Origin of the sequence: Methyloceanibacter superfactus (assembly GCF_001723305.1) — a bacterium.
GTDB classification, from domain to species: Bacteria; Pseudomonadota; Alphaproteobacteria; order Rhizobiales; family Methyloligellaceae; genus Methyloceanibacter; species Methyloceanibacter superfactus.
This window is the reverse complement of sequence record NZ_LPWF01000025.1, coordinates 16,961-43,575: the sequence shown is the minus strand read 5'-3', so window position 1 is coordinate 43,575 and position 26,615 is coordinate 16,961. Positions and strand designations below refer to the sequence as shown.

27 protein-coding genes and 2 pseudogenes are annotated in these 26,615 nt (G+C 63.6%); 16 read left to right on the top strand and 13 right to left on the bottom strand.

Translation table 11 applies throughout. The annotated features are described in order from the left end of the window. Positions 1-52: 52 nt before the first annotated feature. The 3 genes from AUC69_RS08095 to AUC69_RS08085 are packed head-to-tail and all read right to left on the bottom strand — an operon-like array spanning position 53 to position 3,288. A complete protein-coding gene (locus AUC69_RS08095) occupies positions 53-1,258 on the bottom strand; it encodes an ABC transporter permease (protein ID WP_069441708.1) in 1,206 nt (401 codons plus the stop codon). Next, positions 1,258-1,953, bottom strand: a complete 696-nt coding sequence (locus AUC69_RS08090; RefSeq protein ID WP_069441707.1) for an ABC transporter ATP-binding protein — start codon at positions 1,951-1,953, stop codon at positions 1,258-1,260. The genes AUC69_RS08095 and AUC69_RS08090 overlap by 1 nt, the downstream gene beginning before the upstream one ends. A gap of 36 nt (positions 1,954-1,989) precedes the next feature. After that, positions 1,990-3,288 carry an efflux RND transporter periplasmic adaptor subunit gene (locus AUC69_RS08085; RefSeq protein WP_069441706.1) on the bottom strand — a complete coding sequence of 433 codons (1,299 nt, stop codon included), beginning with the start codon at positions 3,286-3,288 and terminating at the stop codon, positions 1,990-1,992. 227 nt (positions 3,289-3,515) lie between these two features. Between AUC69_RS08085 and AUC69_RS08080 the strand changes: the two genes are divergently transcribed. The 6 genes from AUC69_RS08080 to AUC69_RS17405 all read left to right on the top strand — a co-directional run bounded on the left by AUC69_RS08080 (position 3,516) and on the right by AUC69_RS17405 (position 5,303). Beyond that, complete coding sequence (locus tag AUC69_RS08080; RefSeq protein WP_141700669.1) at positions 3,516-4,022, top strand: hypothetical protein; 507 nt, start codon at positions 3,516-3,518, stop codon at positions 4,020-4,022. A 154-nt stretch (positions 4,023-4,176) separates the two neighbouring features. Continuing rightward, a complete protein-coding gene (locus AUC69_RS19005; protein ID WP_280136632.1) occupies positions 4,177-4,305 on the top strand; it encodes a hypothetical protein in 129 nt (42 codons plus the stop codon). Next, positions 4,302-4,436: a hypothetical protein gene (locus AUC69_RS19000; protein WP_280136631.1), complete on the top strand. Its 135-nt coding sequence runs from the start codon at positions 4,302-4,304 to the stop codon at positions 4,434-4,436. Before AUC69_RS19005 ends, AUC69_RS19000 begins: the two co-directional genes overlap by 4 nt. Then, entirely contained in the window at positions 4,433-4,618 is a 186-nt protein-coding gene (locus AUC69_RS08075; RefSeq protein ID WP_069441704.1) for a DUF4405 domain-containing protein, read from the top strand. Before AUC69_RS19000 ends, AUC69_RS08075 begins: the two co-directional genes overlap by 4 nt. Next, entirely contained in the window at positions 4,615-4,932 is a 318-nt protein-coding gene (locus tag AUC69_RS08070; RefSeq protein WP_069441703.1) for a hypothetical protein, read from the top strand. Before AUC69_RS08075 ends, AUC69_RS08070 begins: the two co-directional genes overlap by 4 nt. Before the next feature lie 143 nt (positions 4,933-5,075). Next, a complete protein-coding gene (locus AUC69_RS17405; RefSeq protein ID WP_158008051.1) occupies positions 5,076-5,303 on the top strand; it encodes a hypothetical protein in 228 nt (75 codons plus the stop codon). Between the two features lie 155 nt (positions 5,304-5,458). On the opposite strand, the gene AUC69_RS19325 is transcribed toward AUC69_RS17405, so the two are convergent. The 3 genes and pseudogenes from AUC69_RS19325 to AUC69_RS17930 form a co-directional block, all read right to left on the bottom strand. After that, entirely contained in the window at positions 5,459-6,298 is an 840-nt protein-coding gene (locus tag AUC69_RS19325; protein ID WP_342018561.1) for an HAD-IC family P-type ATPase, read from the bottom strand. Then, a pseudogene (locus AUC69_RS19320) lies at positions 6,284-6,913 on the bottom strand (HAD family hydrolase); the annotation flags it as partial. The pseudogene AUC69_RS19320 and the gene AUC69_RS19325, both read right to left, overlap by 15 nt. Further along, complete coding sequence (locus tag AUC69_RS17930; RefSeq protein ID WP_204377295.1) at positions 6,823-7,965, bottom strand: HAD-IC family P-type ATPase; 1,143 nt, start codon at positions 7,963-7,965, stop codon at positions 6,823-6,825. The pseudogene AUC69_RS19320 and the gene AUC69_RS17930, both read right to left, overlap by 91 nt. Before the next feature lie 438 nt (positions 7,966-8,403). Between AUC69_RS17930 and AUC69_RS08055 the strand changes: the two genes are divergently transcribed. The 7 genes and pseudogenes from AUC69_RS08055 to pgi all read left to right on the top strand — a co-directional run bounded on the left by AUC69_RS08055 (position 8,404) and on the right by pgi (position 17,017). After that, complete coding sequence (locus AUC69_RS08055; protein WP_083239227.1) at positions 8,404-9,054, top strand: ROK family protein; 651 nt, start codon at positions 8,404-8,406, stop codon at positions 9,052-9,054. Between the two features lie 49 nt (positions 9,055-9,103). Beyond that, positions 9,104-11,148 (top strand): annotated as a pseudogene (tkt, locus tag AUC69_RS08050) (transketolase). 56 nt (positions 11,149-11,204) lie between these two features. After that, complete coding sequence (gene gnd, locus AUC69_RS08045) at positions 11,205-12,218, top strand: phosphogluconate dehydrogenase (NAD(+)-dependent, decarboxylating) (RefSeq protein ID WP_069441701.1); 1,014 nt, start codon at positions 11,205-11,207, stop codon at positions 12,216-12,218. Continuing rightward, positions 12,199-13,602: a glucose-6-phosphate dehydrogenase gene (gene zwf, locus AUC69_RS08040; RefSeq protein ID WP_069441700.1), complete on the top strand. Its 1,404-nt coding sequence runs from the start codon at positions 12,199-12,201 to the stop codon at positions 13,600-13,602. The genes gnd and zwf overlap by 20 nt, the downstream gene beginning before the upstream one ends. 7 nt (positions 13,603-13,609) lie before the next feature. Beyond that, positions 13,610-14,284: an HAD family hydrolase gene (locus AUC69_RS08035; protein WP_069441699.1), complete on the top strand. Its 675-nt coding sequence runs from the start codon at positions 13,610-13,612 to the stop codon at positions 14,282-14,284. A 15-nt stretch (positions 14,285-14,299) separates the two neighbouring features. Next, the gene (gene tal, locus AUC69_RS08030; protein ID WP_069441698.1) at positions 14,300-15,376 is read left to right on the top strand and encodes a transaldolase; all 1,077 of its coding nucleotides are present in this window, start codon (positions 14,300-14,302) and stop codon (positions 15,374-15,376) included. A gap of 231 nt (positions 15,377-15,607) precedes the next feature. Continuing rightward, the gene (gene pgi, locus AUC69_RS08025; protein ID WP_244500164.1) at positions 15,608-17,017 is read left to right on the top strand and encodes a glucose-6-phosphate isomerase; all 1,410 of its coding nucleotides are present in this window, start codon (positions 15,608-15,610) and stop codon (positions 17,015-17,017) included. A gap of 4 nt (positions 17,018-17,021) precedes the next feature. Here the strand turns inward: pgi and rpe are convergent, their stop codons facing one another. Beyond that, the gene (rpe, locus tag AUC69_RS08020; RefSeq protein WP_069441697.1) at positions 17,022-17,696 is read right to left on the bottom strand and encodes a ribulose-phosphate 3-epimerase; all 675 of its coding nucleotides are present in this window, start codon (positions 17,694-17,696) and stop codon (positions 17,022-17,024) included. Between the two features lie 109 nt (positions 17,697-17,805). Between rpe and pgl the strand changes: the two genes are divergently transcribed. Both pgl and AUC69_RS08010 read left to right on the top strand, forming a co-directional pair. Further along, a complete protein-coding gene (pgl, locus tag AUC69_RS08015) occupies positions 17,806-18,576 on the top strand; it encodes a 6-phosphogluconolactonase (RefSeq protein ID WP_244500163.1) in 771 nt (256 codons plus the stop codon). Positions 18,577-18,926: 350 nt separating this feature from the next. Further along, the gene (locus AUC69_RS08010; RefSeq protein ID WP_069441696.1) at positions 18,927-19,310 is read left to right on the top strand and encodes a response regulator; all 384 of its coding nucleotides are present in this window, start codon (positions 18,927-18,929) and stop codon (positions 19,308-19,310) included. A 23-nt stretch (positions 19,311-19,333) separates the two neighbouring features. Here AUC69_RS08010 and AUC69_RS18455 read toward each other — a convergent pair whose 3' ends face one another. The 3 genes from AUC69_RS18455 to AUC69_RS07995 all read right to left on the bottom strand — a co-directional run bounded on the left by AUC69_RS18455 (position 19,334) and on the right by AUC69_RS07995 (position 22,516). Further along, positions 19,334-20,047 (bottom strand): response regulator, encoded by a 714-nt coding sequence (locus tag AUC69_RS18455; protein ID WP_244500162.1) that lies wholly within the window; start codon positions 20,045-20,047, stop codon positions 19,334-19,336. A gap of 220 nt (positions 20,048-20,267) precedes the next feature. After that, positions 20,268-21,533, bottom strand: a complete 1,266-nt coding sequence (locus AUC69_RS08000; RefSeq protein ID WP_069441694.1) for an ATP-binding protein — start codon at positions 21,531-21,533, stop codon at positions 20,268-20,270. A gap of 44 nt (positions 21,534-21,577) precedes the next feature. After that, a complete protein-coding gene (locus AUC69_RS07995; protein ID WP_069441693.1) occupies positions 21,578-22,516 on the bottom strand; it encodes a response regulator in 939 nt (312 codons plus the stop codon). 519 nt (positions 22,517-23,035) lie between these two features. On the opposite strand from AUC69_RS07995, the gene AUC69_RS07990 reads away from it, so the two are divergent. Then, positions 23,036-24,640, top strand: coding sequence for a TolC family outer membrane protein (locus AUC69_RS07990; RefSeq protein ID WP_158008050.1), 1,605 nt, complete (start codon positions 23,036-23,038; stop codon positions 24,638-24,640). A gap of 18 nt (positions 24,641-24,658) precedes the next feature. On the opposite strand, the gene AUC69_RS07985 is transcribed toward AUC69_RS07990, so the two are convergent. From AUC69_RS07985 to AUC69_RS07970, 3 genes are read right to left on the bottom strand one after another with little or no spacing between them, the layout of a single operon-like run. Beyond that, positions 24,659-25,165: a hypothetical protein gene (locus tag AUC69_RS07985; RefSeq protein WP_069441692.1), complete on the bottom strand. Its 507-nt coding sequence runs from the start codon at positions 25,163-25,165 to the stop codon at positions 24,659-24,661. Beyond that, positions 25,090-25,872, bottom strand: coding sequence for a TackOD1 domain-containing metal-binding protein (locus AUC69_RS16985; protein ID WP_141700667.1), 783 nt, complete (start codon positions 25,870-25,872; stop codon positions 25,090-25,092). Before AUC69_RS16985 ends, AUC69_RS07985 begins: the two co-directional genes overlap by 76 nt. Next, a complete protein-coding gene (locus AUC69_RS07970) occupies positions 25,794-26,459 on the bottom strand; it encodes a response regulator (protein WP_069441689.1) in 666 nt (221 codons plus the stop codon). Before AUC69_RS07970 ends, AUC69_RS16985 begins: the two co-directional genes overlap by 79 nt. Positions 26,460-26,615: the final 156 nt, after the last annotated feature.

Below are 26,615 nucleotides of genomic sequence, written 5' to 3'. Positions count from 1 at the left end.
GCGCTTCGCAAATGTTAGAGGCTTCCGCCGGCTCCCTGAAAAACGACATAGGTCATTCGTGACGCAGGGCTTCAATCGGATTGAGCTGCGCCGCCCGCCGCGCGGGAAAATAGCCGAAGACCACACCGATCAGCGCTGAGAAGCCGAAGGCGATCACCACGATGCTCGGGTCGAGCACGAAGGGGATGCTCATGCCGGCCGACGCCGCCCCGGCGAGCGCGAGCCCCAAGACGACACCGATTGTGCCGCCCAGCAGCGACAGCACCACGGCCTCGACCAAAAACTGCATCAGCACTTGCGCTTCCTGCGCGCCGATGGCGAGGCGAATGCCGATCTCGCGGGTGCGCTCGGTGACCGAGACCAGCATGATATTCATGATGCCGATGCCGCCGACGAGCAGGCTGACGCCGGCCACGGCGCCGAGCAGCGCGGTGAGGACGCCCGTCGTGGCCGTCTGGGTATCGGCGATCTGCTTCATGTCGGCGACGCGGAAGTCGTCTTCCTCGCCTTCGGTAATGCCGCGGCGCTCGCGCAATAGGCGCTCGATGTCGGCCTGAACCTTCGAGGTATCAACGCCGTCCATGGCCGACACGTTGATCGTGTTGACGTCGGTATTGCCGGCGATGCGCCGCTGATAGGTGCGGATCGGCATGAGCACCACATCGTCACGGTCGGTGCCGAAGCCGGACTCGCCCTTCTCCTCCAAGATGCCGATCACCTCGCAGGACACGTTGCTGACGCGAATGCGCTTGCCGACGGCATCGGTGGAGCCGAACAGCTTCTCATGCACCCGTCTGGCCGATGATGCAGACGCGCGGCCGCTGCGGATCTCGCCCTCGACGAAGTTGCGGCCCTCGCTCAAGCCCCAGTCCTGGGTGACGATATAGCTGGCGTCGGTGCCGATGGTGCCGACGCTACGGCTCTCCGAGCCGTAGACCACGGTGACCGCCTGCTGGCCCATGGGCGCCACGGCACGCACGCCGTGAAGCTGGCTGCGCAATTCGGCGATGTCGCGCATGTCGAACGGCTTTGCCGTGGCGCTCGAGCGGCCGGGGCCCCATTGGCCGGGGCGAACGAACAGCACATTGCTGCCGAGCTTTGCCATCTCCTCCTTGACCTTCTCGGTGGTGCCGTTGCCGATGGTGACCATGGCGATGACCGCGGACACGCCGATGACGATGCCGAGGAGCGTGAGGAAGGAACGCAAGGCATTGCGCCGGATCGCCTGCACCGCGAGCTTCAAGGTCTCGTAGAACATCAGGCGGCCTCCTGCTGCCGCGTATCGCTGGCGATCTTACCGTCGAGGAAGTGGACCACGCGATTGGCATAGGACACCATCTCCGGCTCATGGGTGACCATGAGGACGGTGATCTTCTGGTCGCGATTGAGGCCGACGAGAAGCTCCATGATTTCATGGCTGGTCTTGGTGTCGAGATTGCCCGTCGGCTCGTCGGCAAGGAGCACTGCAGGCTGGGTGACGATGGCGCGAGCAATGGCGACACGCTGCTGCTGGCCGCCGGACAATTCGCCTGGCGTGTGCTTGGCGCGGCCCTCAAGGCCCACGCGAGCGAGCGCGTCCATGGCGAGCGGCCGGCGCTCGGCGAGCTTCATGCCGCGATAGATCAGCGGCAGCTCCACATTCTCGACCGCCGAGGTGCGGGCGAGCAGATTGAAGCCCTGGAACACGAAACCGAGATAGTTGCGGCGCAGCAGCGCCCGCTGCTTACGGTCGAGACCGCCCACCTCGACCCCGTTGAACAGATAGCTGCCGCTGGTCGGCAGGTCGAGGCAGCCGATAATGTTCATGGCGGTGGACTTGCCCGAGCCGGACGGCCCCATGACCGCGGCGAACTCGCCCTCGTCGATGCGTAAATCGATGCCGTCGAGCGCGCGCACTTGGGCTTCACCCTGCCCGTAGATCTTGGTCACGTTGCGCAGCTCGATCAGTGGCAGCCGCGCCGGCTTGGCCTTGCGTCGCGGCGCATGGTTCTACTTGCTCGCGGCGGTGTCGACGATGACCGCCTGGCCCGGCTTGAGGTCGCCGCTGACGATCTGGGTGCGCTTGCCGTCGCTCGGGCCGACGGTGACGCTCACCTCTTGCGGCGCGCCGTCGGCGAGCACCCAGACTTTGCGTTCGGCACCGGACGGGGCCTGCGCGCTCGAAGGCCGGCGCAGGCGCGGCGGACCCGGCATGATCTTTTGGAGGAAATTCCGCTGATCGACATCCTGCGAGGCTGCCGGCGGCGAGAAGCGCAACGCGGCGTTAGGGACGGTAACCGCGTCGTCCACTTGCGCGGTGACGATCTCGGCGGTCGCGGTCATGCCCGGACGCAGGAGCAGATCGGAATTGTCGGTGGTCAGTACCGCCTTGTAGGTGACGACGCCCTGCACCACCTCGGAGCCGAAGCGGAGCTCGCGGATGACCGCGGAGAATTTCTTGTCCGGATAGGCATCGACCGTGAAGGCCGCCTCCTGCCCTTCCTTGACGCTGCCGACATCGGCCTCGTCGACGTCGACTTGGACCTCCATCTTGGCGAGGTCCTCGGCGATGGTGAACAGGATCGGCGCCTGGAGCGACGAGGCCACGGTCTGGCCCGGCTCGACATTGCGGCTCAGCACCACGCCGGTGATGGGCGACAGGATGCGTGCCTTGCTCAAATTCGTCTCGTTCAAAGCAAGATCGGCCGTGGCGGCGGCGACATCGGCCTTGGCGCTTTCGAGCGCGGCCAGCGCGCGCTGATGCGCGGCGTCGGCGACCTCCAACTGCTGCTCGGCGCCAACCCTCCTGGTGACGAGCATCTGCTGCCGGGCATGTTCGAGTTTCTTCTCGAGGACGGTGGCTTCCGCCTCGCTGACCTTGGCCTTGGCGGCTTGCAGCTTGGCGCGCGAGCTGTCGACGGTCGATTGCAGCTTGTCGGTGTCGAGCTCGGCCAAAACCTGGCCCGTGGTGACGGCGCTGTTGTAGTCGACCAGAACGTTGCGGACGATGCCGGAAAGCTCCGACGAAATCTCCACCTCGTTGGTGGGTTGAACCGCGCCCGTGGCGGTCACGGTCACGGTCAGATCGCTCATCGTCACCGGCTCGGTGACGTAGCTGATGCCGTCATTGGAGCCGCCGCCGCCGAAGACGAGGTAAAGGCCGAGGGCGGCCACGGCGACCGCGCCGATGACGACGGCCGGCCGCAAGCGCGGCAGCCTCGTCTTGGGCCTGGCCAAGCCAAGCACGGCCTCGATATCGGCCTTCACCTTCTTGGCCTCGACCTTGTCGGTCTGCACCTGCTCGTTCATCCGGTCCTTCGATCCGCTCGGCTCGACGGTCTCCCCTCGGGCGACCGCCGGCCTTGTCCCAAGTCAAGTTGTAGCGCCACGGCGCGCCTTCAAGGCTCAGATTTTTGTAACGAAACCGGACCTTTTGCCGAGCCGGAAACGTTTTGTCACAAATTTCCGGCGCATACCTCGCCAAAGCCCCTTTCCGAACCGGCTCCAGCGATCCAAGCAACTCGATCGGAGTTCACATGACACCCTTGACCCGCATGCTCGCTCACATCGTCCTTCCGGCTTTGCTGCTCGGCCTTGGCTGCGTATCCGCTCAGGCGGAGTCCTGTCGCGTCACCGCAAATGAGATGGTGAACACGGCAACCGCGGAACTGCTCCAGGACGTGATCAAGAAAGATCCCGAGCTCGCGAAGCTCGACGAAAGAACTCTCGTGCTCGAAGCCGGGAAGAAGCTCATCACGGCGGAGCGCAGCGACTTCAAAGCGCGCGGTTGGATGATGCTGCTTTGGTACGGCGGTAAACCCGGCGGCGAGATCGTGGCAAATTCGGCAGAGCAACTCGACACCGAAGAAGATCGCGCCCATCTTTATTTCGTGATGGGACTGTTCCAGCTCGGCTCCCCCAAGCAAGAGACGGCCGCCGCAGGCCGCACGCTGTTGGCCCAGGTCAAGGACACGGGCAAGGTCACGTTCGTGCCGGAGGACATGTGGGAGCTGTTGATCGAGACCTGCGACCTCCCGAAGTGAGCCCTGATTTTTGTTACGAAAGCCGGGGTTTTGCAGGCTCGAAAACGTTTCGACACAAAATTGCCCGAGCGGACATCTTGGGAAACACAAGCGCCGAATGAGCGCAATATTCGCGTCCTAGAGTCGAGATCCTCAACTGCCAGGAGGGTCATCGATGAACGTGTTCCTGTGGGTCGCCGCGCTTCGCATCGTCGCCGGCGTGCTGATCGTCAGCCTCGTCTTCCCAAACCTCTTGCAGCCATGGCGCTGGGCTCAGCCCTCCACCAGGAGGGCCATGCGATGACCCTGCTGTGGATCATGGTGGTTCTGTGTTGGGGCACGGCGGCTTTACTGGTCGCGAGCATCGCCTTCCCCGACCTCTTGCAGCTCCGGCACCGGACCTATGACGACGAGGCTCAAGGAGAGATCGGGTGAGCGATAAGTTCAAGAAATACATCACCGCGGTCGCGGCCGCGTTGTTTCTCATCGTCGCCGCTTCCGGCCTCGCCATGTTCTTCCATGTCGGCGAGGATCTGGTGAAGGAAATGCACGAATGGCTCGCCGTGATCTTCGTCGCGGCCATCGGGCTGCACATCCTCAGAACTGGGGTGGGATGAAGACCTATTTCCGGCGCGGGACGATCATCGCCCCCGTCACGCTGGCACTGCTGGCGGCGGCGGCCTTCATCGTCCCGGCGAGTCTCTCCACCCACAGCAACCCCGTCCCTGCCCTGTTCCAAACTCTGGAGAATGCCAGGCTCGCCGATCTCGGCCGCGTCCTCGACGTGCCGGCGGACTCCTTGAGCGCGGCGCTCAAACAGCAAGGTTTCGTGGTTCACTCTTCCGACCAGCGCCTGGCGGAGATCGCATCAGGCTCGGACCGGCCAACCATGGCGGCGCTGATGACCGTGCTCGAGGTGAAGCGCCCCTGATCCCGCGCCGTTGCTAGGTAACCGCCGGATCTATCCGGGATGGCCTATTTGCAGGGATTGCCTCTGGCCGTGACCCGTCTCGTCTTCTCCCCGGGCGGATCGCTGCGCACCAGGCTCTTGTTAGCGGCGTTCTCCCATTTCCAATGCGTCCAGAACCCGCCGCATTTATCGGCCGCATTCCTTCTCCACTGACTGATGGCGGCGCTTTCAAGCGTATTCCAGCTCCAGAAGTCGTCGGCGTCGGTGTGACCCTCGACGTTGTAACGGCAACAGGCATGCTCCTGGGCGACGGCGGCTGCCGCGCCGAGGGAAACGGCGACAGCGAGGACACCCGCAAAGCCGGCGCATCTCTTCGTTTGCCTTTGGGCTGACATGATCGAACCTTTCCGCAAGCAGATGTATCGGGGCCGATCGGACGGGCCCGTATTTCGCGCCCGACCCTCACCCCGGCTCGAGGGCAAGGAGCGTGGTTCGGTTGCAGTCGCCTTGATGCGCGTCAAAGGCGATGGGGAGCCGGCAGCTTCCCCTAGCTGCCCTGGGCTAACGCGTCTCCGCGAGCGCTTTTGCGCTGCGCGATGACCGGCTCGCCGCCGGGATCGAGGATGCGATAGCCGAGCAGCTTCACCTGGTCGTTGATCAGGAACCAGATCAGCGCGTAGCCCCACACCATCAGGGCCAGCTCCCAGCCGATGGCTGGCATGAGCAGCCCATAGACGGCGAGGATGGTGGCAATGGCCTGGGTGCCGAACACGGCGATCAGCAGAATGCGCGCCGGCATGATCGACCAGAACGGCCCGCGCGTGCGGGTGACGAAGATGTTGAGATGGCCCGCCACCGACAGCTTCAGATACATCAAGGACTGGATGACCTCACGGTCGAGATCGAGCACGCGTTCGCCGATATAGAACATGCCGAACGAGGCGATGACGCCGGCGATGCCCAGCATGGTCGAGATGCCGAGCACCCGGTGCATGTTCCACGATTCCGGCTTGGGGGACGGCCGCACATTGTCGTAGGCGATGGACAGGATCGCGCCGTCATTGAGCAGCGCCAGCAGCACGATCATGATCGCCGTGACCGGATAGAAATTGAACACGAGGATCGCCAGCGTCATGAACAGGAGGACGCGGATGGTCTCGGCGATGCGGTAGATCGCGTAGCTGTTCATCCGCTGGAAGATCTTGCGCGCTTCCTTGACCGCTTCGACGATCACTGTCAGGCCCGGCGTGAGAAGCACGATGGCCGCGGCGGCGCGGGCGGCGTCGGTGGCGCCGGAGACGGCGATGCCGCAATCGGCCTTCTTGAGCGGCGGCGCGTCGTTCACCCCGTCGCCGGTCATGCCGACGATATGGCCATGCTTCTGCAAGACGTCGATGATGTGGAATTTGTGCTCGGGGAACACTTGAGCGAAGCCATCGGCCATCTCGATGGATTGGTCGAACTGGGCCGCCTCGTGAGGCTTGGTGGTCTCGAAGCCGCTGGCGTCGAGAATATTGGTGCCGAGGCCGAGTTGGGCGGCAATCTCCTTGGCGATGGCGAGCTGGTCGCCGGTGATCATCTTGACGTCGATGCCGAGCTCCTCGGCGGTGGCGATCATCTCTTTCGAATCCGGCCGCGGCGGGTCGTAGAGCGGCAGCACGCCGAGGAACTGCCAGGCGCCGTCACCGGTGGCCTTGGCGACACCCAATGAGCGGAAGCCGCGCTTGGCGAATTCGTCGGTCGCCTTGTCGACGTCGGCGCGCACCGCGTCCGCATTGGCCGACAGGGCCAGGATCACCTGCACCGCGCCCTTGGTCACCTTGAATACGCTGCCGTCGGCCGCCTTGACCGTCGACTCGGTGCGTTTGTGCACGGGGTCGAAGGGCTGGAAATGCTCGGACTGATAGTGCTTCAGACCGGCCGGATCCTTGACGCCGGCGATGACGGCCATGTCGATGGTGTCCTGATCCTCCGCGCGTGAAGCGAGCGCGCGTCGAGCACGAGATCGTCGCGGCTGACTTTCCCGAGGCAATAAGGATCGCCAAGCGTCAGCGTGTTCTGGGTCAGCGTGCCCGTCTTGTCGGAGCACAGCACGTCGACGCCGGCCAGTTCTTCGATCGCCGCGAGCCGGCTGACGATGGCCTCCTTGGCCGCCAGCCGCCTGGCGCCAACCGCCATGGTCACCGACAGCACGGCCGGCATCGCCACGGGGATGGCGGCGACCGTGAGCACCAGGGCGAATTGCAGTGTGGTCATCACCGGATCGCCGCGGAACAGCGCCACGGCGAAGATGAGCGTGACGAGGGCAATGGCGATGACGATGAGATAGTCGCCGATCTTCAGCACCGCGCGTTGAAAATGGCTGGTCGTGTGGGCCTGCTGCACGAGGGCTGCGGTCTTGCCGAAGAAGGTGTTGCCGCCCGTGGCATAGACGAGGGCATCGGCCTCGCCTTGGCGCAGGATGGCGCCGGAGAACAGCACCTCGCCCGTTCCCCGCGATACGGGCAGGGATTCGCCCGTCAGCGCCGCCTGATCGACCTCGACCGGATCTGGTCCGAGCGATCGCGCGTCGGCGGGAACGATGTCGCCGAGACGCAAGCGCACGATGTCGCCCGGCACCAGCAGGCGCGCGGCCAAATCGGTCCAGGCACCGTCCCGCTTGACGCGCGCATGCGGCGCGAGCCTCGCCTTCAGGGCGGCGATGGCGTTGCCGGCCTGAAACTCCTCCCAGAAGCCGACCACGGCATTGGCGAAGAGCAGCACCAGGATGATGATGAGATCCGACCAGTGCTGCACGACCGCCGACAGCACCGCCGCGGCCTCGATCATCCACGGGATCGGCCCCCAGAAATAGCCGAGGAATTTGAGAAGTGGACTGACCTTCTTCTCGGCCAGCGCATTGGGCCCGTAGCGGGTCAGCCTGCGGTCGGCTTCGGCTTGGGTCAGACCGTTGGCGGAGGTGGCAAGTTTCGTTTCCAGCTGGGGCAGCGGCAGCGACTTCAAATCTGCCTGCGGCCCGGTTTGATCCTGGGGCTGGGTCTCGGATACTGCCACGACGCTCTCCCTATATTGGCGGCCACGATCATCGCTCGGCGGGAAGAAGATGCGCCTTTGACCTTGCCACGTCCTGAATCCGCAGGCCTTCCTTGTGGAAAATGGGACGGACGACCTTCCCTTCCCTACGGGCTCAACAGCCACAAGAGAATGACAGAGCGGACGTTGCCGTAAGAAGCTGTAGAAATCGCGAGCAATCCTAAGACTTGCGTGGCTTATTTCACGTAATATTGAGACCAATGACGGTACAGCCGTGCCGACAGAACCGCCGCAGTGCGGTCACGCAACTCGTGGAGCACGCCTCGTGACGCGCACTGGAGATGGCGCCCAAGGCCCGCTGACCCAAGGCCCGCTGACACTCGTCTTCGATATCGGCGGGAGTCACCTGAAAGCCGGGATTCTGTCGCCGGCCGGCGTCATGCTGCAGGGCCCAGCCACGTGGTCACGCCCCATCCGGCGAATCCCGCGGACGTGGTGGCGGGACTGCTCGGCCTTGCCAAGGAACTCGGCCCGCATGACCGGATCACCATCGGCTTCCCCGGGGTTGTCCGCGCCGATTACGTGGTCACCGCGCCCAATCTCGGCACCGATTTATGGCGTGATTACAAGCTTGCGCGCGTGATCCACGAGCGGTTTGGCAAGCCGGTGCGAATGCTGAACGACGCCTCCGTGCAAGGCTTGGGCGCGATCTCCGGAGACGGTGTCGAATGCGCGCTGACCATGGGAACCGGATTCGGCTTCTCGTTGTTCGACCATGGCCGCCTCGCCCCACATCTCGAGATGAGCCAGCACCCGATCAAGACCGACACGACCTACGATCACTATATCGGCGAGGCCGCGCTGGAGGCCGTGGGCCGCAAGCATTGGAACCGCCGCGTCCGCAAGATCATCAAGATTCTCGAAACGGTGACCAACTACGACACGCTCTATATCGGCGGCGGAAACTCGCGACTGATCGAGTCGCCCCTGCCCGACAATGTGAGGATTGTCTCCAATGAAGACGGTATCACCGGCGGCGTGAAGGTCTGGAGCAAGCAGATGGACCAGAGTTTCACCGAAACTTCATCCGCTTTTGTGACCGTGGCCTGATGGTTTTCGAGGAGAGGCGACGGTGACGCAGAAGCAAGACGAACTGGACATGCTGGCGGTCAACACAATCCGCACGCTTTCCATCGACGCCATTCAGAAAGCGAATTCCGGCCATCCCGGCACGGCCATGGACGCGGCACCCACGGCCTATGCGCTGTGGCAACAGGTGCTGCGCTACGACCCGAAGACGCCGCATTGGATCAACCGCGACCGTTTCGTGTTGTCGGCGGGACACGCATCGATGCTGCTCTACAGCCTGATCCACCTCGCCGGCATCGAGGCGGCGGAGACCTCCTACCAGAAGCCCGGCGGCGAGGCGGTGTCCCTCGCCGACATCGAGTCGTTCCGCGAGGAAGGCAGCCGCTGCCCGGGTCACCCCGAATATGGCTGGACGACGGGCGTCGAATCCACCACCGGGCCGCTGGGGCAAGGTCTTGCCACCAGCGTCGGCATGGCGATCGCCGGCAAATGGCTCGCCGCCACCTACAACAAGCCGGACTTCGACTTGTTCGACTTCAATGTCTACGGGCTCTCAGGCGAAGGCTGCCTGATGGAGGGCGTCGCCAGCGAGGCGGCGTCGCTCGCCGGTCATCTCAAGCTGTCGAACCTCTGCTGGATCTTCGACAACAACAACGTGACCATCGACGGCCACACCAACATCACCTTCACCGAGGACGTGGCGAAGCGGTTCGAGGCCTATGGCTGGCACATCGCCCATGTTCAGAACCCGAACGAACTCGGCCAACTGACCAAAGCCTATGACGAATTCCTCGCGACCGACGACCAGCCGACGCTGATCGTCGTGCACAGCCATATCGGTTACGGCTCGCCCGAGAAGCACGACACGCCGGCGGCCCATGGCGAGCCGCTGGGGGTGGAAGAGGTCCGCCGCACCAAGGAATTTCTCGGCTTCGATCCCGACAAGAGCTTCGTGGTGCCGGACGGCGTGCGCGAGGTCTTCGCCGCTCGGATGGGCAAGCGCGGCACCGATGCCCGCGCCAAATGGGACGCGCTGTTCGCCGGCTACGCCAAGACATACCCGGCCGAAGCAGCCCAGATCGACCTCATCCGAAACCGCGGGTTGCCGCAAGGATGGGACGGCGACATTCCGACTTTTGCGCCTGATCCCAAGGGGATAGCCACGCGCGAGCCCTCCGGCAAAGTCCTGAATGCCATCGCCGCGAAGGTGCCCTGGGTGCTGGGCGGCGCGGCTGACGTGGCCGGCAGCACCAAGGTCAATTTGAGCTTCGAGGACGCCGGCGAGTTCCAGCCCTATGGCGAGCTCGGCGACTATGGCGGCCGAAACTTGCGCTACGGCATTCGCGAGCACGCCATGTGCGCCATCGTCAACGGCATGGTGCTGTCGGGACTGCGCGGCTACGCGTCCGCCTATCTGATCTTCACCGACTATGCGCGCGGCGCGATCCGTCTGTCGTCGCTGATGGATCTTCCCGTCCTGCATATCTGGACGCACGATTCCATCAGCCTCGGCCAAGACGGCCCGACCCATCAGCCCATCGAGCAGATGGTCTCGTTGCGAGCCATTCCCGGCATGATGGTCATCCGGCCAGCCGACGCAACGAGACGGCGGAAGCCTATCGGCTGGCGATGCCGCAGACCCACCGTCCCACAGCGCTCATTCTGTCGCGCCAGGCGCTGCCGATCTTCGACCGCAACAAGCTGGCGCCGGCGAGCGGTCTCGCCAAGGGCGCTTATGTACTGGCCGAGCCCCCGGGCGGAAAACCCGACGTGATCCTGATCGGCACGGGGAGCGAGGTGGCGCTGTGCTTGGCGGCGCGCGATCAGCTTGCGGCGGAGAACATCAAAGCGCGAGTCGTCTCAATGCCTTGCCGCGAGCTGTTCGACGCGCAGGACGAGGCCTATCGCGAGTCCGTGCTGCCGTCGTCCGTCACGGCCCGGGTGACGGTGGAGGAAGCCTCGCCCATTGGCTGGGACCGCTATGCGGGGCCTAAGGGTATCGTGCTCGGCATGCATACATTCGGCATGTCGGCACCGCTGAAGGTGGTCGCCGAGCATTTCGGGTTCACGCCGGAGCGGGTCGCCGCCGCCGCCAAAATGGCGCTGGGCCTCTAGTCTTTTCGCGTTCCGGCGCTCGGAACGTCCTGACATACGAAACGAGGAGATGAAGGATGCAACTTGGCATGATCGGCCTCGGTCGAATGGGCGCCAACATGACCGTGCGGGCGATGAAGGCCGGCCACGACATGCACGTCTACGACACGCATGCCCAGGCGGTGAAGGCGCTGACCGACAAGGGCGCCAAAGGCAGCACGGACCTGAGCGATTTCGTGAAGGGCCTCGATAAGCCGCGCGCTATCTGGATGATGGTTCCGGCGGGCGCGGTCGACGCGGTGCTCGACGGCCGCCGCATCCTGGACGCCGGCGACATCATCGTCGACGGCGGCAACTCCTATTATCACGACGATCTCCGCCGGGCTAAGGCACTGAAAGAAAAGAGTCTCCACTATGTGGACGTGGGCGTGAGCGGAGGCGTGTGGGGTCTCGACCGAGGATACTGCATGATGATCGGCGGCGAGGACGCGGTGGTGCAGCGGCTCGATCCGATCTTCAAGGCGCTGGCCCCTGGCGTCGGCAACGCGGCCCGCACGCCGGGCGCCACCGGCGAACCCTCTCCGGCCGAGAACGGCTATCTGCATTGCGGACCGAACGGCGCCGGGCATTTCGTCAAGATGGTGCATAACGGCATCGAATACGGGATCATGGCGGCCTACGCGGAAGGGCTCAACATCCTCAAGAACGCCAATGCGGGCACGGTCAAGCGCGAGACGGACGCGGAGACGACGCCGCTGCGCAATCCGGAGCTCTACCAATATGAGCTGAACTTGCCCGAGGTCGCCGAGGTGTGGCGGCGCGGCAGCGTCATCGGCTCGTGGCTGCTCGACCTCACGGCGAGCGCCTTGCGCCATAACCCGGACCTCTCCAACTTCGAGGGGCGCGTGTCGGACTCCGGCGAAGGCCGTTGGACCTTGCAGGCGGCGATCGACGAAGGGGTGCCGGCGCCCGTCATCAGCTCGGCGCTGTTCAGCCGCTTCGCCTCGCGTGGCGATGCGGAGTTCGCCGACAAGCTGATGTCGGCCATGCGCTGGGAATTCGGCGGCCATCTTGAGAAGAAGGCGCCATGACGAACGCGAAGAATGGGTTTCCGACGCGCTCGTCTTCTTCGGCGCCACCGGCGACCTCGCCTATAAGCAAATCTTCCCGGCGCTCTACGGGCTCGTGCGCGACGAGGGCCTGTCGACGCCGATCATCGGCGTCGCCAAGCAAGGCTGGGGGCTCGATCAGCTAAAGCAGCGCGCGGCGGACAGCGTCAAAGCCCATGGCGGCGACATCACCTCCGAAGCCTTCAACAAGCTGCTGAGCCAACTTCGCTACGTGGACGGCGACTACGCCGACCCGAATGTGTTCACCGAGCTGCGCAAGCAGATGGGCGACGCCCAGCGCCCCCTGCACTATCTCGCCATTCCACCGGTGCTGTTCTCCGAGGTCGCCTCGCAGCTCGCCAAGTCCGGCTGCTCCAAGAACGCGCGCCTCGTGGTCGAGAAGCCGTTCGGGCGCGACCGGGCGTCGGCCGAAGCGCTGAGCCGCATCCTCGATGAGTATTTCTCGGAAGACGACATTTTCCGCATCGACCATTATCTCGGCAAGGAGCCGGTGCAGAACATCCTCTACACGCGCTTTGCCAACTCGACCTTCGAGCCGATCTGGAATCGCAACTTCGTGCGCAGCATTCAGATCACCATGGCGGAGAATTTCGGAGTGCAGGATCGCGGCGCGTTCTATGACGAGGCGGGCGCCATCCGCGACGTGCTGCAGAACCACATGCTGCAGATCCTGGCCTCGCTGACCATGGACCCGCCCACGGGGCAGGAGCACGAGGCGATCCGCGACAGCAAGGCCAGCCTGCTCAAGTCTGTCCGGGCGCTGGACGCCGGGCATGTCGTGCGCGGACAATATATCGGCTACGAGAGCGTGCCGGGCGTCCGGCCCGGCTCAACCGTCGAGACCTTCGCCGCCGCCAGGCTCGCCATCGACAGCTGGCGCTGGGAAGGCGTGCCCATCTTCATCCGCACCGGCAAGGTGATGCCGGTCAGCATCGCCGAGGCCGTCGTCCAATTCAAGAAGCCGCCGCGCGAGACCTTCGGCGAGATCGACTCGCTGGGCTGCGGCCATATGCGCTTTCGCATCCAGCCTGACGTGACCATCGCCTTGGGCACGCGCGTCAAGATCCCAGGCGACCGCATGATCGGCGACGACGTGGAGCTGATCCTGACGCGGCAGCCGGGCGCCGACAGGCCGCCTTATCAGCGGCTGTTGGGCGACGCCATGCACGGCATCAGCGATCTGTTCACCCGCGAGGACATCGTCGATGCCGAGTGGCGCATCGTCAACGACGTGCTCGGCGACGTGACCCCGGTCTATCGCTACGAACCCGGCACCTGGGGGCCCGACGAGGCGTTGCAGCTCGTCGGCGGCGACGGCCCCTGGCTCAACCCCAAGCCGGCGTAGACGGCCCATGTCCGAGACGCATGACGTGATCTTCCTGTTCGATGTCGACAACACGTTGCTCGACAACGACCGCATGAAGAGCGATCTCGGCAAGCATGTCGAAGCCACGTTCGGCGAAGGCGCAAACGACCGCCTCTGGGCGCTCTACGAGGAGGAGCGCGCCAAGCACGGCTATGCCGACTTCCTCGGCACACTCGAGCGCTTCCGTCTGGAGCATTTGCACGACCCGCGCGCCCTGCTGCTGGCCAACTGGGTCATGGACTATCCCTTCATCGAACGCCTCTACCCGGACGCACTCGGCGTCGTGCGCCATGTCCGCCAATGGGGGCTGCCGGTGATCCTCACCGACGGCGACGGCGTGTTTCAGCCGCACAAGCTGGAACGGGCCGGGTTGTGGACCGCGTTCGACGGCCACGTGCTCAATTACATCCACAAGGAAGAAGAGCTCGACTCCGTCCGGCGCGCCTATCCATCGCGGCACTACGTCCTGATCGACGACAAGCTGAAGCTGCTCAATGCGGTGAAAAGCGCCTGGGGCAATGCGGTCACAACTGTCTTCCCTCGCCAAGGACACTATGCGAACGATCCGGATTCCCTGGCGGATCAAGGGCCGGCGGACATCGAAGTCGACCGCATCGCGGACTTGATGGAACACGATTTCTCGGCGTTATCGCCGGCCTGACGAGGAGACATTGCCGTGAAAGCAACGCAAGCACTACACGATCTCGGGCAAAGCCTGTGGCTCGACGACATCACCCGCGATCTGCTCGATAGTGGCACGCTCAAGACATATATCGACGAGCTGTCGGTCACGGGGCTTACCTCCAATCCGACGATCTTCGACAACGCCATCTCCAAGTCGAACAGTTATGACGGCGAGATGAAGCGGCTGATGAAGGCGGGGTACTCGGGAGAGGCGCTATTCTTCGAGCTGGCGCTCCAGGACTTGTCACGAGCGGCCGACCTGTTCGCACCCATCCATGAGAAGACGGCTGGGGTCGACGGTTTCGTGTCCCTGGAAGTCTCGCCCCTGCTCGCCTACGACACGCAAGCCACCATCGCCGAGGCGAAGCGCCTCTATGGGCGGGCTCACAAGAAGAACCTCTTCATCAAGATCCCCGGCACCAAGGAAGGGCTTCCGGCCATCGAGGAAGCGATCTTCTCCGGCGTCACCGTCAATGTCACGCTGCTGTTCTCGTCCGACGACTGCAAGGCGGCGGCCGACGCCTACATGAAGGGGTTGGAGCGGCGGATGGCGGCCGGGCTCGACCCGGACGTGCGCTCGGTGGCGTCCATCTTCATCAGCCGCTGGGACAAAGCCGTGCTCGACAAGGTGCCCGATGCGTTGCGGGACAAGCTCGGCATCGCCGTGGCGCATCAGGCCTATCGCGACTATCGCACGATGCTCGCCTCCGACCGCTGGCAGCGTCTTGAGTCCATGGGCGCCCGGCCGCAACGGCTGCTCTTTGCCAGCACCAGCACCAAGGACCCGCGCGCGCCCGACACTCTCTATATATCCGCGCTGGCCGCGCCGAATACGGTCAACACCATGCCGGACAAGACGCTGCTCGCCTTCGGCGATCACGGCAAACTCGACGGGGTGCTGGCGCCGGACGGCGGCAATTGCGAAGAGGTTCTGGCGGACTACGAGAAGGCCGGCATCTCCATCGCCGCGCTCGCGGCGCAATTGCAGAAGGAGGGTGCCGCATCCTTCGTGTCTTCGTGGCAAGACCTGCTGAAGTCCATCGAGACCAAGACCAAAGCGCTGAATTAAGGGAGGCCGCGAGATGGGGTCCACAAAGCTGACCGACACCGCTTCGTGGCAGGCGCTTGCCGCGCATCATGCCAAGATCAAGGACGCCCATCTCCGGCAGCTCTTCGCCGACGATCCGGACCGGGCGAAGCGCTTCTCGGTCGAGGGCGCCGGGCTGTTCCTCGACTACTCCAGAACCGCATCACCGAAGAGACGGTTGCGCTGCTTCTCGATCTCGCCAAGGAGCGCGGCGTGGCGGAGCGGCGCGACGCCATGTTCCGGGGCGAGCGGATCAACGTGTCGGAGAACCGCGCCGTTCTGCATGTGGCCTTGCGTGCGCCGCGCGACGAGATCATCGAACTCGACGGGCATAACGTCGTGCCGGACGTGCATGCGGTGCTCGACCGCATGGCGGCCTTCGCCGACAAGATCCGCGACGGCTCATGGACGGGACATACGGGCAAGCGCATCAAGAACGTCATCAATATCGGCATCGGTGGCTCCTATCTCGGTCCAGAGATGGCTTATCTCGCCTTGCGCCCCTACACCGACCGCGCCATGACGTTCCGCTTCATCTCCAACGTGGACGGCGCCGCCTTCACCGAGGCGACGCACGACCTCGATCCCGAGGAAACGCTATTCATCGTCTCGTCGAAAACCTTCACCACGCTGGAGACCATGACCAACGCGGCGACCGCGCGAGCCTGGTGCGTGGCCAAGCTCGGCTCCGAGGCGGCGGTGGCCAAGCATTTCGTCGCCAACTCCACTAACACCGCGGGCGTTGAGAAATTCGGCATCGACACCGCCAATATGTTCGAGTTCTGGGACTGGGTCGGCGGGCGCTACTCGATGGACTCGGCCATCGGCCTCTCCACCATGATCGCCATCGGGCCCGAGAACTTCCGGGCAATGCTCGACGGCTTCCACGCGATGGACGAGCATTTCCGTACCGCGCCGCCAGAGAAGAATCTGCCGATGCTGATGGGCCTGCTCACGGTTTGGTACAACAATTTCTTCGGGGCGCAGACACTCGCCGTGCTGCCCTACGCGGAGCATATGGCGCGCTTTCCCGCTTATCTCCAACAATTACAGATGGAGAGCAACGGCAAGCATGTCGATCTCGGCGCCAATCACGTGGACTACCAGACGGGTCCGATCATCTGGGGCGAACCGGGCACCGACGGGCAGCATTCCTTCTACCAGCTGATCCATCAGGGCACGAAGCTCATCCCGTGCGACTTCATCGGCTTCCTCACGCCCTTAAGCCCGCTTGCCGGCCACCACGATCTGCTGATGGCCAATCTGTTCGCTCAGGCCGAGGCCCTCGCCTTCGGCAAGACGGCGGCGGAGTTCGCGGCGGAAGGCTCCCCACCGGCGCAAACGCCGTTCAGGGTCACCGAGGGCAATCGCCCGACCAATATGATCCTCGCCGACACGCTCGACCCCAAGACGCTCGGCGCGCTGGTGGCCCTCTACGAGCATAGCGTGTTCACCCAAGGCGCCGTCTGGGACATCGATTCTTTCGATCAATGGGGCGTGGAGCTCGGCAAGGTGCTCGCCAACCGCATCATCCCCGAGCTCAAGGACAAGGACACGCCGAAGCTTAGCCATGACTCATCGACCAATGCGCTGATCGAGCGCTACCGGCAGCACAAAGGCTGAGAGATTAGGCCGCGGCGCGGGCCCTCAAGGCGGCGGCGCGAATAGCTTCGATGTTGCCGGCGTACTCGCGGTCCTTGAACACCGCGGAGCCGGCCACGAGCGTATTGGCGCCGGCCTCGACGACCAGCGGCGCCGTGTCGGCGTTGATGCCGCCGTCCACCTCGATGCGGATCGGCCGGGAACCGATCATCTCGCGGATGGCTCTGATCTTGTGGAGCTGGGCCGGGATAAAGGTCTGACCGCCGAAGCCGGGATTGACCGTCATCACCAGCACATGGTCGAGCTTGTCGAGCACGTATTCCAGCGCGGTTTCCGGCGTCGACGGCGTGAGGCTCACGCCTGCTCGCTTGCCGAGACCTTTGATGATCTGGAGCGAGCGGTCGAGATGCGGCCCAGCTTCCGCGTGCACGGTGATCATGTCGGCGCCCGCTTCGGCGAAGGCTCCGAGATAGGCATCGCAGGGCGCGATCATCAAATGCACATCGAACGGCTTCTTGGAATGAGGCCGCAGCGCCTTGACCACGTCAGGGCCGATGGTGATGTTGGGAACGAAATGCCCGTCCATCACGTCGACATGGATCCAGTCGGCGCCGGCCGTGTCGACGGCACGCACCTCCTCACCGAGCTTGGCGAAGTCGGAGGACAGAATCGACGGCGCGATGATGATCTCGTGGGTCATTTGAGCCCTGGCGAGCGGTAGCAGTCAGACGGCGCAAATCTAGCCCGAGTCGGCGAACCCGGAAAACCGGGGAAGGCTAGACCGGGGAGCTTGCGGCGCCCTTAACTTTTTGCCCCTATCGTCCGCGCGATCGACGCCGGGAGGCATTTATGCGCCCGCTTTTGGGACGCTTCGCGTCTATGAGAACGCCACCGCGCTGGCCGAGGCCGGGGCCGAATATGTCTGCGATCTCGCCGGGGGCCGTAGCGGCCGCACGATCATCGCGCTCTCCGGCGGCAATACGCCGAAGCCCCTCTATGAGCGCCTCGGCGCCGAACCGATCAAAACGCGAATGCCTTGGGACCGGATCGATTGGGTTCTCGGCGATGAACGCTTCGTGCCGCCATCCGATCCGGCCAGCAATTTCGGCATGGCGCGCGCGGCCTTCCTGGGCCATGTGCCGGTGCCGCCGGCGAGTGTGCATCCCGTGGACACCGACGGCGTCACGCTGGATGAGGCCGCCATCCGCTACGAGGCCATGCTGAAGAGACTTTATGGCGCGGACACGTTGGAAGCCGGCCGGCCTTTGCTGGACCTAACTTTGCTCGGACTCGGCGAGGACGGGCATACCGCCTCTTTGCTGCCGGGTGAGCCGGTGCTTCAAGAGCGCACCCGCTGGGTGGCCCCGGTGCCCAGGGGCCGCGTCGAGGAGCGCATCACCCTCACCTATCCGGCGCTGAACGCCAGCACCGTGATCACCTTCCTCGTCGCCGGCGAGGGCAAGCGCGCCATCCTCGACAAGATCCTATCGGGCGACACGGACTTTCCGGCCTCTCATATCCGCCCGCAAGGCGAAGTCATTTGGTTTACCGACCGCGCCGCGGCCGGCCGATGGGCCTAGGCCGATCCGGCCAACGGCAATTGCGCCTCAACGCTGTGACTTTTGTTCCAGAACTCTCCTCCGCCTCCATGTTTGGAACGGCTTGGTGCCGGTTTGCGCCGGTGGTCAGGTCGCCGTAATGCGCATCCTCGGCCAGCAGCCGGTGAAGTTCCGCCGATGGAAGAACTGGCGTTGGCAGTTGGGACATGATCTCTCCGCTGGCCCTGGTTTTCCGTTCAAAGCCGGATCGGCATGCAAATCCGATGCCCCTTCAACCATTCGTCAACGTTGGTGCGTCATGCTGAACCGAGGTAGCCGCAGGCCGCAACCAGGCCGAACTTGCCCGCGATTCGCCGGCCCGGAGCCCCATCATGACATCTCCGCTGCAGCGCATTTGCTATATCGAGGACGAGCCGGACATCCGCTCGATCGCCGAGTTCGCCTTGACGGAACTCGGTGGCTTCGCAGTCGAACTCTACGAGAGCGGGCAGCAGGCCATCGACAAGGCGCCCGGGTTTAGGCCCGATCTTATTCTCCTCGACGTGATGATGCCCGGCATGGACGGCATCGAGACATTTGAGCGCTTGAAGGAAATTCCGGAGACCGAGGAGACACCCGTCATCTTCATGACAGCGAAGGCCATGCAGGATGAGGTCAAACGCTATCTGTCCCTGGGCGCTTCGGCGGTGATCCCTAAACCCTTCGATCCGCTCAACCTACCCGATCAACTGCGCGAGATCTGGGATCGCCAGTAAGCCGACTGCGACCGGCGATGCCCCTACTTGCCGAACTCGACCGCAATTCCCTCGGAGGTATGCCGGACGACTCGACCGGCGGTTCGGCCCACGCGGACCTGCTCGCCAATCGCCGGACGCTCCTCGATCGCCAAAGCCGCACCGCCCAAAGACAGATCAAGAACGCGGCAGGGATAGACCTCGCCGTTTTCGAGCAATAGCTGCGTGGTGCCCCGGTCGATCTTCATGCGCTTCTCCCGGCGCAGAGCAATGCCTTCGTCGGGCGGGGTGTCAGGTGTCTCTTGCGTCTGCGGGACGACATCCTCGGCCAGCATGACGGGGGTCGGGTTGGCCTCACCCGGCTTGGCCGATGTGTGACTCCGCCACGCCATGTAATGTTCGAAATTTTCGACGACGGTGCACAGATTGGCAATGTCGATCGGCTTGGCGATGACGAGATCGAACGTCTCCCAGTTGTCGGGGTGCGCCATGAAGCCGGATACATCGGCCGTGATGCCAATGAAATGAGTCTGCGCTGCTTTGTCCGCGGACAGTGACTTATACGTCGAGACCACCCTCAGGCCGTCCATGGTCGGAAGGTGAAAATCCATCAGCGCGATGTCGTAGTGGCGATCCTGCAGGGCATTCAGGGCCCTCGCGCCGTCCTCCACGGTATCGACATCATGGCCGCGCTGCGTGAGCAGAAGTTTCAGCAGATCTTGAGTAATGATGCTGTCCTCGGCGACCAAGATCGCCAAGGACACCCTCGCTCTACCTGCCGGGGATGTGACCATGTCAATTTCCGAACCCTGCGATGCGGCCATGGATCTTCCTCGTCCAATAAGGGTCCCTTGCGAATAGCAAGGGCTGGTCACGACGGCCGCAGCCCAAACTCCGTGAACAGGGATGACTCAACTAATTTAAGTCATCACAGGTGCATGAAGGTTTCATTAGAGTTTGGCACCGTTGCCAATGGATTCAGGCGGCAGATACGCGCTTCGGGGCCGCAGCCGGCGCGCTTGCGCGCTTGTTCTTGCCACCTTTCCGGGGCGCCAAGGGCAACTCGAAGAAGAAGGTCGTCCCCTCTCCTTCCTTAGACCTAAAGCCGATACTGCCACCGTGTGCCTCAACGATCGATTTTGAAATGCTGAGCCCAAGTCCCACACCCCCAAGCCGGCGCGTCGACGAGGAATCCGCCTGTGCGAACGCGTCGAATACTCGGTTCTGAAAGTCCTTGGGAATTCCGGGGCCGTGATCGACGACTGAGATCCGCAGCAAGCCGTCGCGGCGGGCGACATCGACTTCGATTTGGCCGCCGGGCTCGGTGAACTTCATGGCGTTAGACACGAGGTTGTCGACAACCTGCTGAATCCGAAGCGGGTCCGCTTCCAGCTTCAGGTCCTTGGCACGAGGATCGACCTTGAGCTCGATTGTCGGCGGATCGATGCCAATCCGCTTATTCTGGATGATCTGCTCGAGGAACGGCTCAATCACCACGATGCCGCGATCGAGACTGAACCGGCCCGAATTGATTCTGGTGAAATCGAGCAGATCGTTCACGATCGACATAAGGCGCATACAATTGCGCGCCGCCATATCGATCAATTCGCTCGTCTTCTCTGGCTGCTGCGCGATCTTGCCGGAGCGGATGAGAGCGAGCGCGCCATGAATTGGCGTGAGCGGCGTACGCAGTTCATGACTGACTTTTGCCAAGAATTCATCCTTAGCGGTGTCGGCCTTCTTGAGGTCAGTGATGTCGGTTTCGATCGCCACGACGCCGCCCTCGCGCGTCCGGCGCTCGCTCCACATCAGCCAGCGTTCTCCCCGGCTTTGGATGGTTGACGTTCCGTCCGCTTGCCGATGCTGGGCGAGACGGGCTGCCAACTGCGCATCGGTTGGCTTGGCGAGCGGGCCGTCGCCGCAGTCGAGGCCAGCTCTGACGAGGGATTCGAATTTCGCGCCCGGGACCACGAGATCCTTGATCGAGGCGTGCATGCCTTGATAGCCGCTGTTGCAAACAAGCAGCGTGTCGTCCGCGCCGTAGAGCGCGAAGCCGTCGTTGATGCTCTCGATGGCGTCGAGCAGCCGTTCCTTGGCGGTATCCGCGGCGCGTTGGGCTTGCCGGCGCGTGCCGATTTCCGCCCGCAACTGACGGGTCCGCTCCTCGACCCTCTGTTCGAGGACTTCCTGGAACCGGGTCCGTTGCAGCGCATCGCCGATCTGAATGCCGATGCTCGCGAGCATGCGGCGCTGATCGTCCGAAAACGAGCCGTCCGGATTGTCGCTTATCAGATTGAGAAGTCCGCGCCCGACCCATCGACCGTCAAGGGGATGCCGACGTGACCGCGCGGGTTGCTGGCACTGGTCTCGGCAAGGCACTCGCAATATTGGATATGCTCCGTACCGGTCAGCTCGCCGTGGTCGAGCATGCGCTGGCAAGTGCACTTCTGGGGCGTGGCGGCGGCTTCGTCGAGCTCCACCAGCCCGGCCAGCCCGGCCAGCCGGTAGCTGCCGGAATCGCGGAGATACAGCCACGCCGCCCGCACGCTGGGAATGCTCAGCGCTCCCTTCACCGCGAATGCGGCAACTTCCGCCTCGCTCCGGCAGTGATTGAAGCCGCCGGCCAGGCCATAAAGGGCGTTTAGAGTCTTATTCGATTGGGCCAGTTCCCTCTGGCGGGTTTCGAGCTGTTGGTTCAACCCCACCGCTTGCTCGTAGGTCGAGATCAGCAGGTCGAGAATCTGTTGCTGCCCGGAGTTGATCAGATGCCGCTTGCCGGCGAGCTCGATCCCGATGCCGACCTCACGCTGCCTCGCATCGCGGCCTTCCCTGTTGGCGAGCAGGGAGCGGATGCCCGAGAGGAGTTGCTCCTCTTGGTAGGGTTTCACCAGAAAGTTGTCGGCGCCGGCCTCGAGACCCTTGAATACATCGTGGGGACTGGACAGCGTGGTCACCAGGATCACCCCGATGGACTTGAGCGCCGGATCGGCCTTCACTGCCAGGCAGAGTTGATTGCCGTCCATCTTCGACATCATCACGCCGCTGATGATGACCGACGGCATCCTGGCCTTGGCGAGTTCAAGTGCTTCCTCGCCGTCTCGCGCGGCGATGACGACGAAGCCGTTTTCTTCCAGAAGCCAACGCAGCTGGTCAGCCTGGGTTGGGCTATCCTCGACGATGAGGACAGTCGTCTCCTCAGCCGAGTTGGGCTTGGTCCGCTCTGACATCCGACTTCTCCGCCGCTTCACGCTGTGACGATTGCATCAGCTCCGCGATCAATCTCGGCGGCGGCGCATCCGTCGCCGCACCGATTTCCAAGGCAGTACTTGGCATGCCGAAAACAACTCTGGCCTTCCTGTTCTGAACCGCTGTCTGGGCAACGCATTAAAGCTCCGTTACATGTAAACAAGCGTAACTAGAGAGTGGCAAAGTTCTCGGGAAAGGTTAGCGTAGTGATACGCTTGACCATGGACATCATCTGTCACCAGCCGGCGGGTATTCTTTCGCTGTGGCGCAAATGGTTTTTCGGTTCGCCGAGGGATCAATCGCGTGGGAACCCAAGGCTGCTTAACCCGCACGGCCGCCGATCGTCTGGACCGGCCACTCCAGCTCAGCCTTTGCTCGCGCGCTATTGAAGTCGAGGGCCGCAGGGCCGCTTCTAGGCGTTACCTAAATATTAAGGTTAACAGCTTCTTAACCACTTCGGCCCTCTACTCCAGTCGTTGCAGGGGATGGAGGCCAGTGATTTGCGCGCAGCGTTCGAGCCATTTTTGCGCTGCATTGCCAGGGTTTTTCTGGCCGGCGCCGCATCGCTTGGCGCGGTCGGCTGCGACCAGTCGCAGCTTGGCGAGCTCAGCCTTCCTCCCAGTCTTTTGGCGGAATCCTTCGTGGTGGAGGCAGCCGCCGCCGAGGCCGGTCAAGTCGAGCCAGCGCCGGTCCTTGAAGCGGTTGTCATGGACGAGGACCCGCTCCTGCTGGCGCCGGGATCCGGCGCGACCGAGACCCTCCAAGAGGCCCTCGCCTCCGCCTATTTGGTCAATCCGGATTTGGCCGCGGCTCGCGCGAAACTGCGCGCCATCGATGAAGAGGTAGGCGTCGCCAAGTCCGGCCTCCGCCCGAACGTCACCGCCTCGGCCGATACAGGCTACGCCAATACCCACAACAGCATCACCGGCAACAATCCCGACGCCCAGGCGAATTTCGGCCCTGACGGCGACCTGATCAGCGACGGCACCACCCATCCGCGGGGCTATGCGCTCGGCGTCTCTCAACCCCTGTTCCAGGGCTTCCAGAACCTCAATGCGGTGCGCCAAGCCAAGGCGCGCGTCCAGGCCGGCCGCGAAGACTTGCGCCAGGCGGAGCAAACAGTGCTGCTCGCCGCGGTGACGGCGTATTCGGACGTGGTGCGAGATCAGACAATCGTCCGCCTGCGCGAGAAGAATGTCGCCGATCTGACCAAGGAGCGGGGGCGAACAGCGGCGGAGTTCAAGATCGGCGAAGTGACCCGCACCGACATGGCGCAGGCGGAAGCCCGGCTTTCCGGCGCTATCGCCTTTCTCAACGCGGCGCGGGCCGATCTCAAGGCAAGCCGCGCCGTCTATGAGAAGGTGATCGGCCACCCGCCTGGCAGGCTTGCTCCCACCCCGTCGATCTTCCAGCGCCTGCCCACCACGCTCGATCACGCCAACACCATTGCTGACGCCGAAAACCCGCAAATCCTGAGCGCGGTCTACACGGAGGAAGCGTCCCTTTATCAGGTCAATCAAATCATGGGCGAGCTCCTGCCCAGCGTCACTCTGGAGGCGCAGTACCAGCAACGCTACGACCTCAGCAGAGTGCTCGACGGAGAAGAAGCCACGACGGTCGTCGGCCGCGTAACCGTGCCGCTCTATCAAGGCGGCGGCGTCTCCGCCCGGGTTCGTCAAGCCAAGCAGACCAACACGCAGTACAAGCGGGAAGTCGAGTCGGCGAGACTGAGCACGCACTCCGATGTCCTGGCCAATTGGGGGATCTTGCAAACCTCCGGCCCGGAAATCACGGCCGCCAGAGCCGCCATCGCTAACAACAAAGTCTCCCTCGTCGGCACCCGCAAGGAGCAGAGCATCGGGCGGCGGACGACGCTCGACGTCCTCAACGCGCTCCGTGAGCTCGTGGATTCGGAGATCGGCCTGGTCGAGGCGCTGCACGGCCGGCTCGTGGCGGAATATTCGCTAGCGGCGGCCGTCGGCCGGCTGGATGCTCAAAGCCTCGGACTGTCCACCCCCTACTACGATCCAACCGAGCACTATGACGACGTCGCAAACAAATTGGTGGGCTTGCGCCCGCCATCGCCGCCTGACGCGGACAATTAGTCCGCCGTCACTCGGTCGCTAGAAATCCTCCGGACCGAAGGCCTTCAGCGTCGCGCCCAGATCAAGGCTGAGCGGCCCCGCCGCGCGCTGGCTGAGATTGGGGAAACCCCTCGTCGCTTGCTGTGGGTCTATGCCCGGCAATAGTGCGAAATCATAAGAGGACGGCCCCCGGACGACGAGCTCGTTATGGCCGAGTGCCGCACGGAGATTCGCGATGAACTGATCGCGGGCTCCGGCGAACAGGCGTCCGCCGTGCTCAGACGTGATGGCGCGCTCGTTCTTGTAGAAGACGTTCACCAGCGTGAATGGCGTGTTGTCTTCGTTGAACTTCTTCGCGGCGTCATTCAACGCCAGGATCAACTCATTGGGGAGCTCCTCGAAGCGCAGCGGCTTCTGGAACAGGCCGAGGAAGGAGCGGCCATATTCGGCGAACCCACTGCCCTGATCGGTCAGTTGATAGGAGAAGACATCACGCTCCCGGCACGTGCCCCACTCGTAATGCGCGTCGCAATCGAGACACACCATGCCGATGTCCGATTTGCCGTCCGTATGGCCGCAGCTTGGCAGATGACCATCGTCTGCACCGGTCCGAAATCGATGCCGATGCTTCCGAGCTCATGGTGGCACTTGGGACATACCAGCTCGAGACCGCGGCGGAAGTCCGACTTGGGACCCTGGAAGCCGCAGCGGAAGTGATGGATATATTCCTCTACAACCAGATTCGGCGAGCGGCACTTCACGCAGACGTCGCGGGCATGAAGGTGCGAAGACTCGCAGCGCCCACACTCGTGAAAGCGCTCGACGAACTCCCGCTTCAGGAGCCCCTTTCCGCGCATGCGCTCCGTCTCGCGCACCAGCACATCCGGACTCATCGTAATATTGTAGGAAACACAGCTCGGTGAGCTGGAATCGAGCGTCGCCGTCAAAGGCTTGCCGGACACGAAAATGCGGCCCAAGAGCCGATCCTCCAGATCGTCGCTCAACAAGAGATCGCGATGGAGGTGCGCGCGGCGTTCTTGAAAGCGCCGGATCAGACGGTCAACCCGATCGCGCTCGTGCGGCTCGAGCCTGGATGCATCGAGGTCTGCCCGGCCACCGAGGCTGCCGGTCAAATCGATCACCGGCAGCGCGTAAAGCGCCTTGCGGTCCCAGATCATGGCGAGATCGTCCGATGAAACCGGGACCTTGATGACCAGGGCGTCGAAGCGGACATCCCCCAAAGTGGCTTGCATCGCCCGGCTGGTGAACCGCGACGCATCCAGGTCGTCCGGCCAAGCCAGGAACTTGTGATCCATGCCATCGAGAATGGAGGGCAACGGCGCGACCGCCGCGGCGGGATTTGCCCTTCCGGCTTGGCTTGGTCGGCCGCTTCGCGGTCGGCGATATCCGCCTGCTCCTCGACCACCTTGCCGACCTGGTTGATGTCGAGCGGCTTCGGCAGAATGTAATCGAACTTTTCGCATCCCGACTCGGCGCGCAAGAGACCTTCGGGATCGGCGGTGATGGCAATCAGCCGCGGCAGCCTGTGTGCGCTCGTCGCCGCCTCGGCTTTGAGCGCGGCGGCAACTTGCAAGCCGTCCATGTGGGGCAGGTGATAGTCCAGCAAGGCAACGTCGTATGACTTCTCGCGCAGCGCCGCGAGCGCCTCCAGGCCGTCCGTGGCGACATCGACCTCATGGCCGCGCTGATTGAGCAGCAGCTTCAGGAGATCGTGCGTGATGGCGCTGTCCTCCGCCACGAGCACGCGGCGGGCGGCGGCGTGGTGCGGCTGGGGCCCGGCGTCGGGCGCGGCTTCCTTGACTGCGTTCGTCTTCATCATTCGGCACTACTCGTCGGTCCCGTGGCGTCGCGGAAAGGTCTCCCCGGCATCCCGCCGGGCAAACCTCTTGCAGTCTCTATGATCGGCGATACGCGTTACCAATTAGTCTTCAATTTTCCCGGCAAATTCCGGTTTCGAGCACGGTGCTGTGCAGCC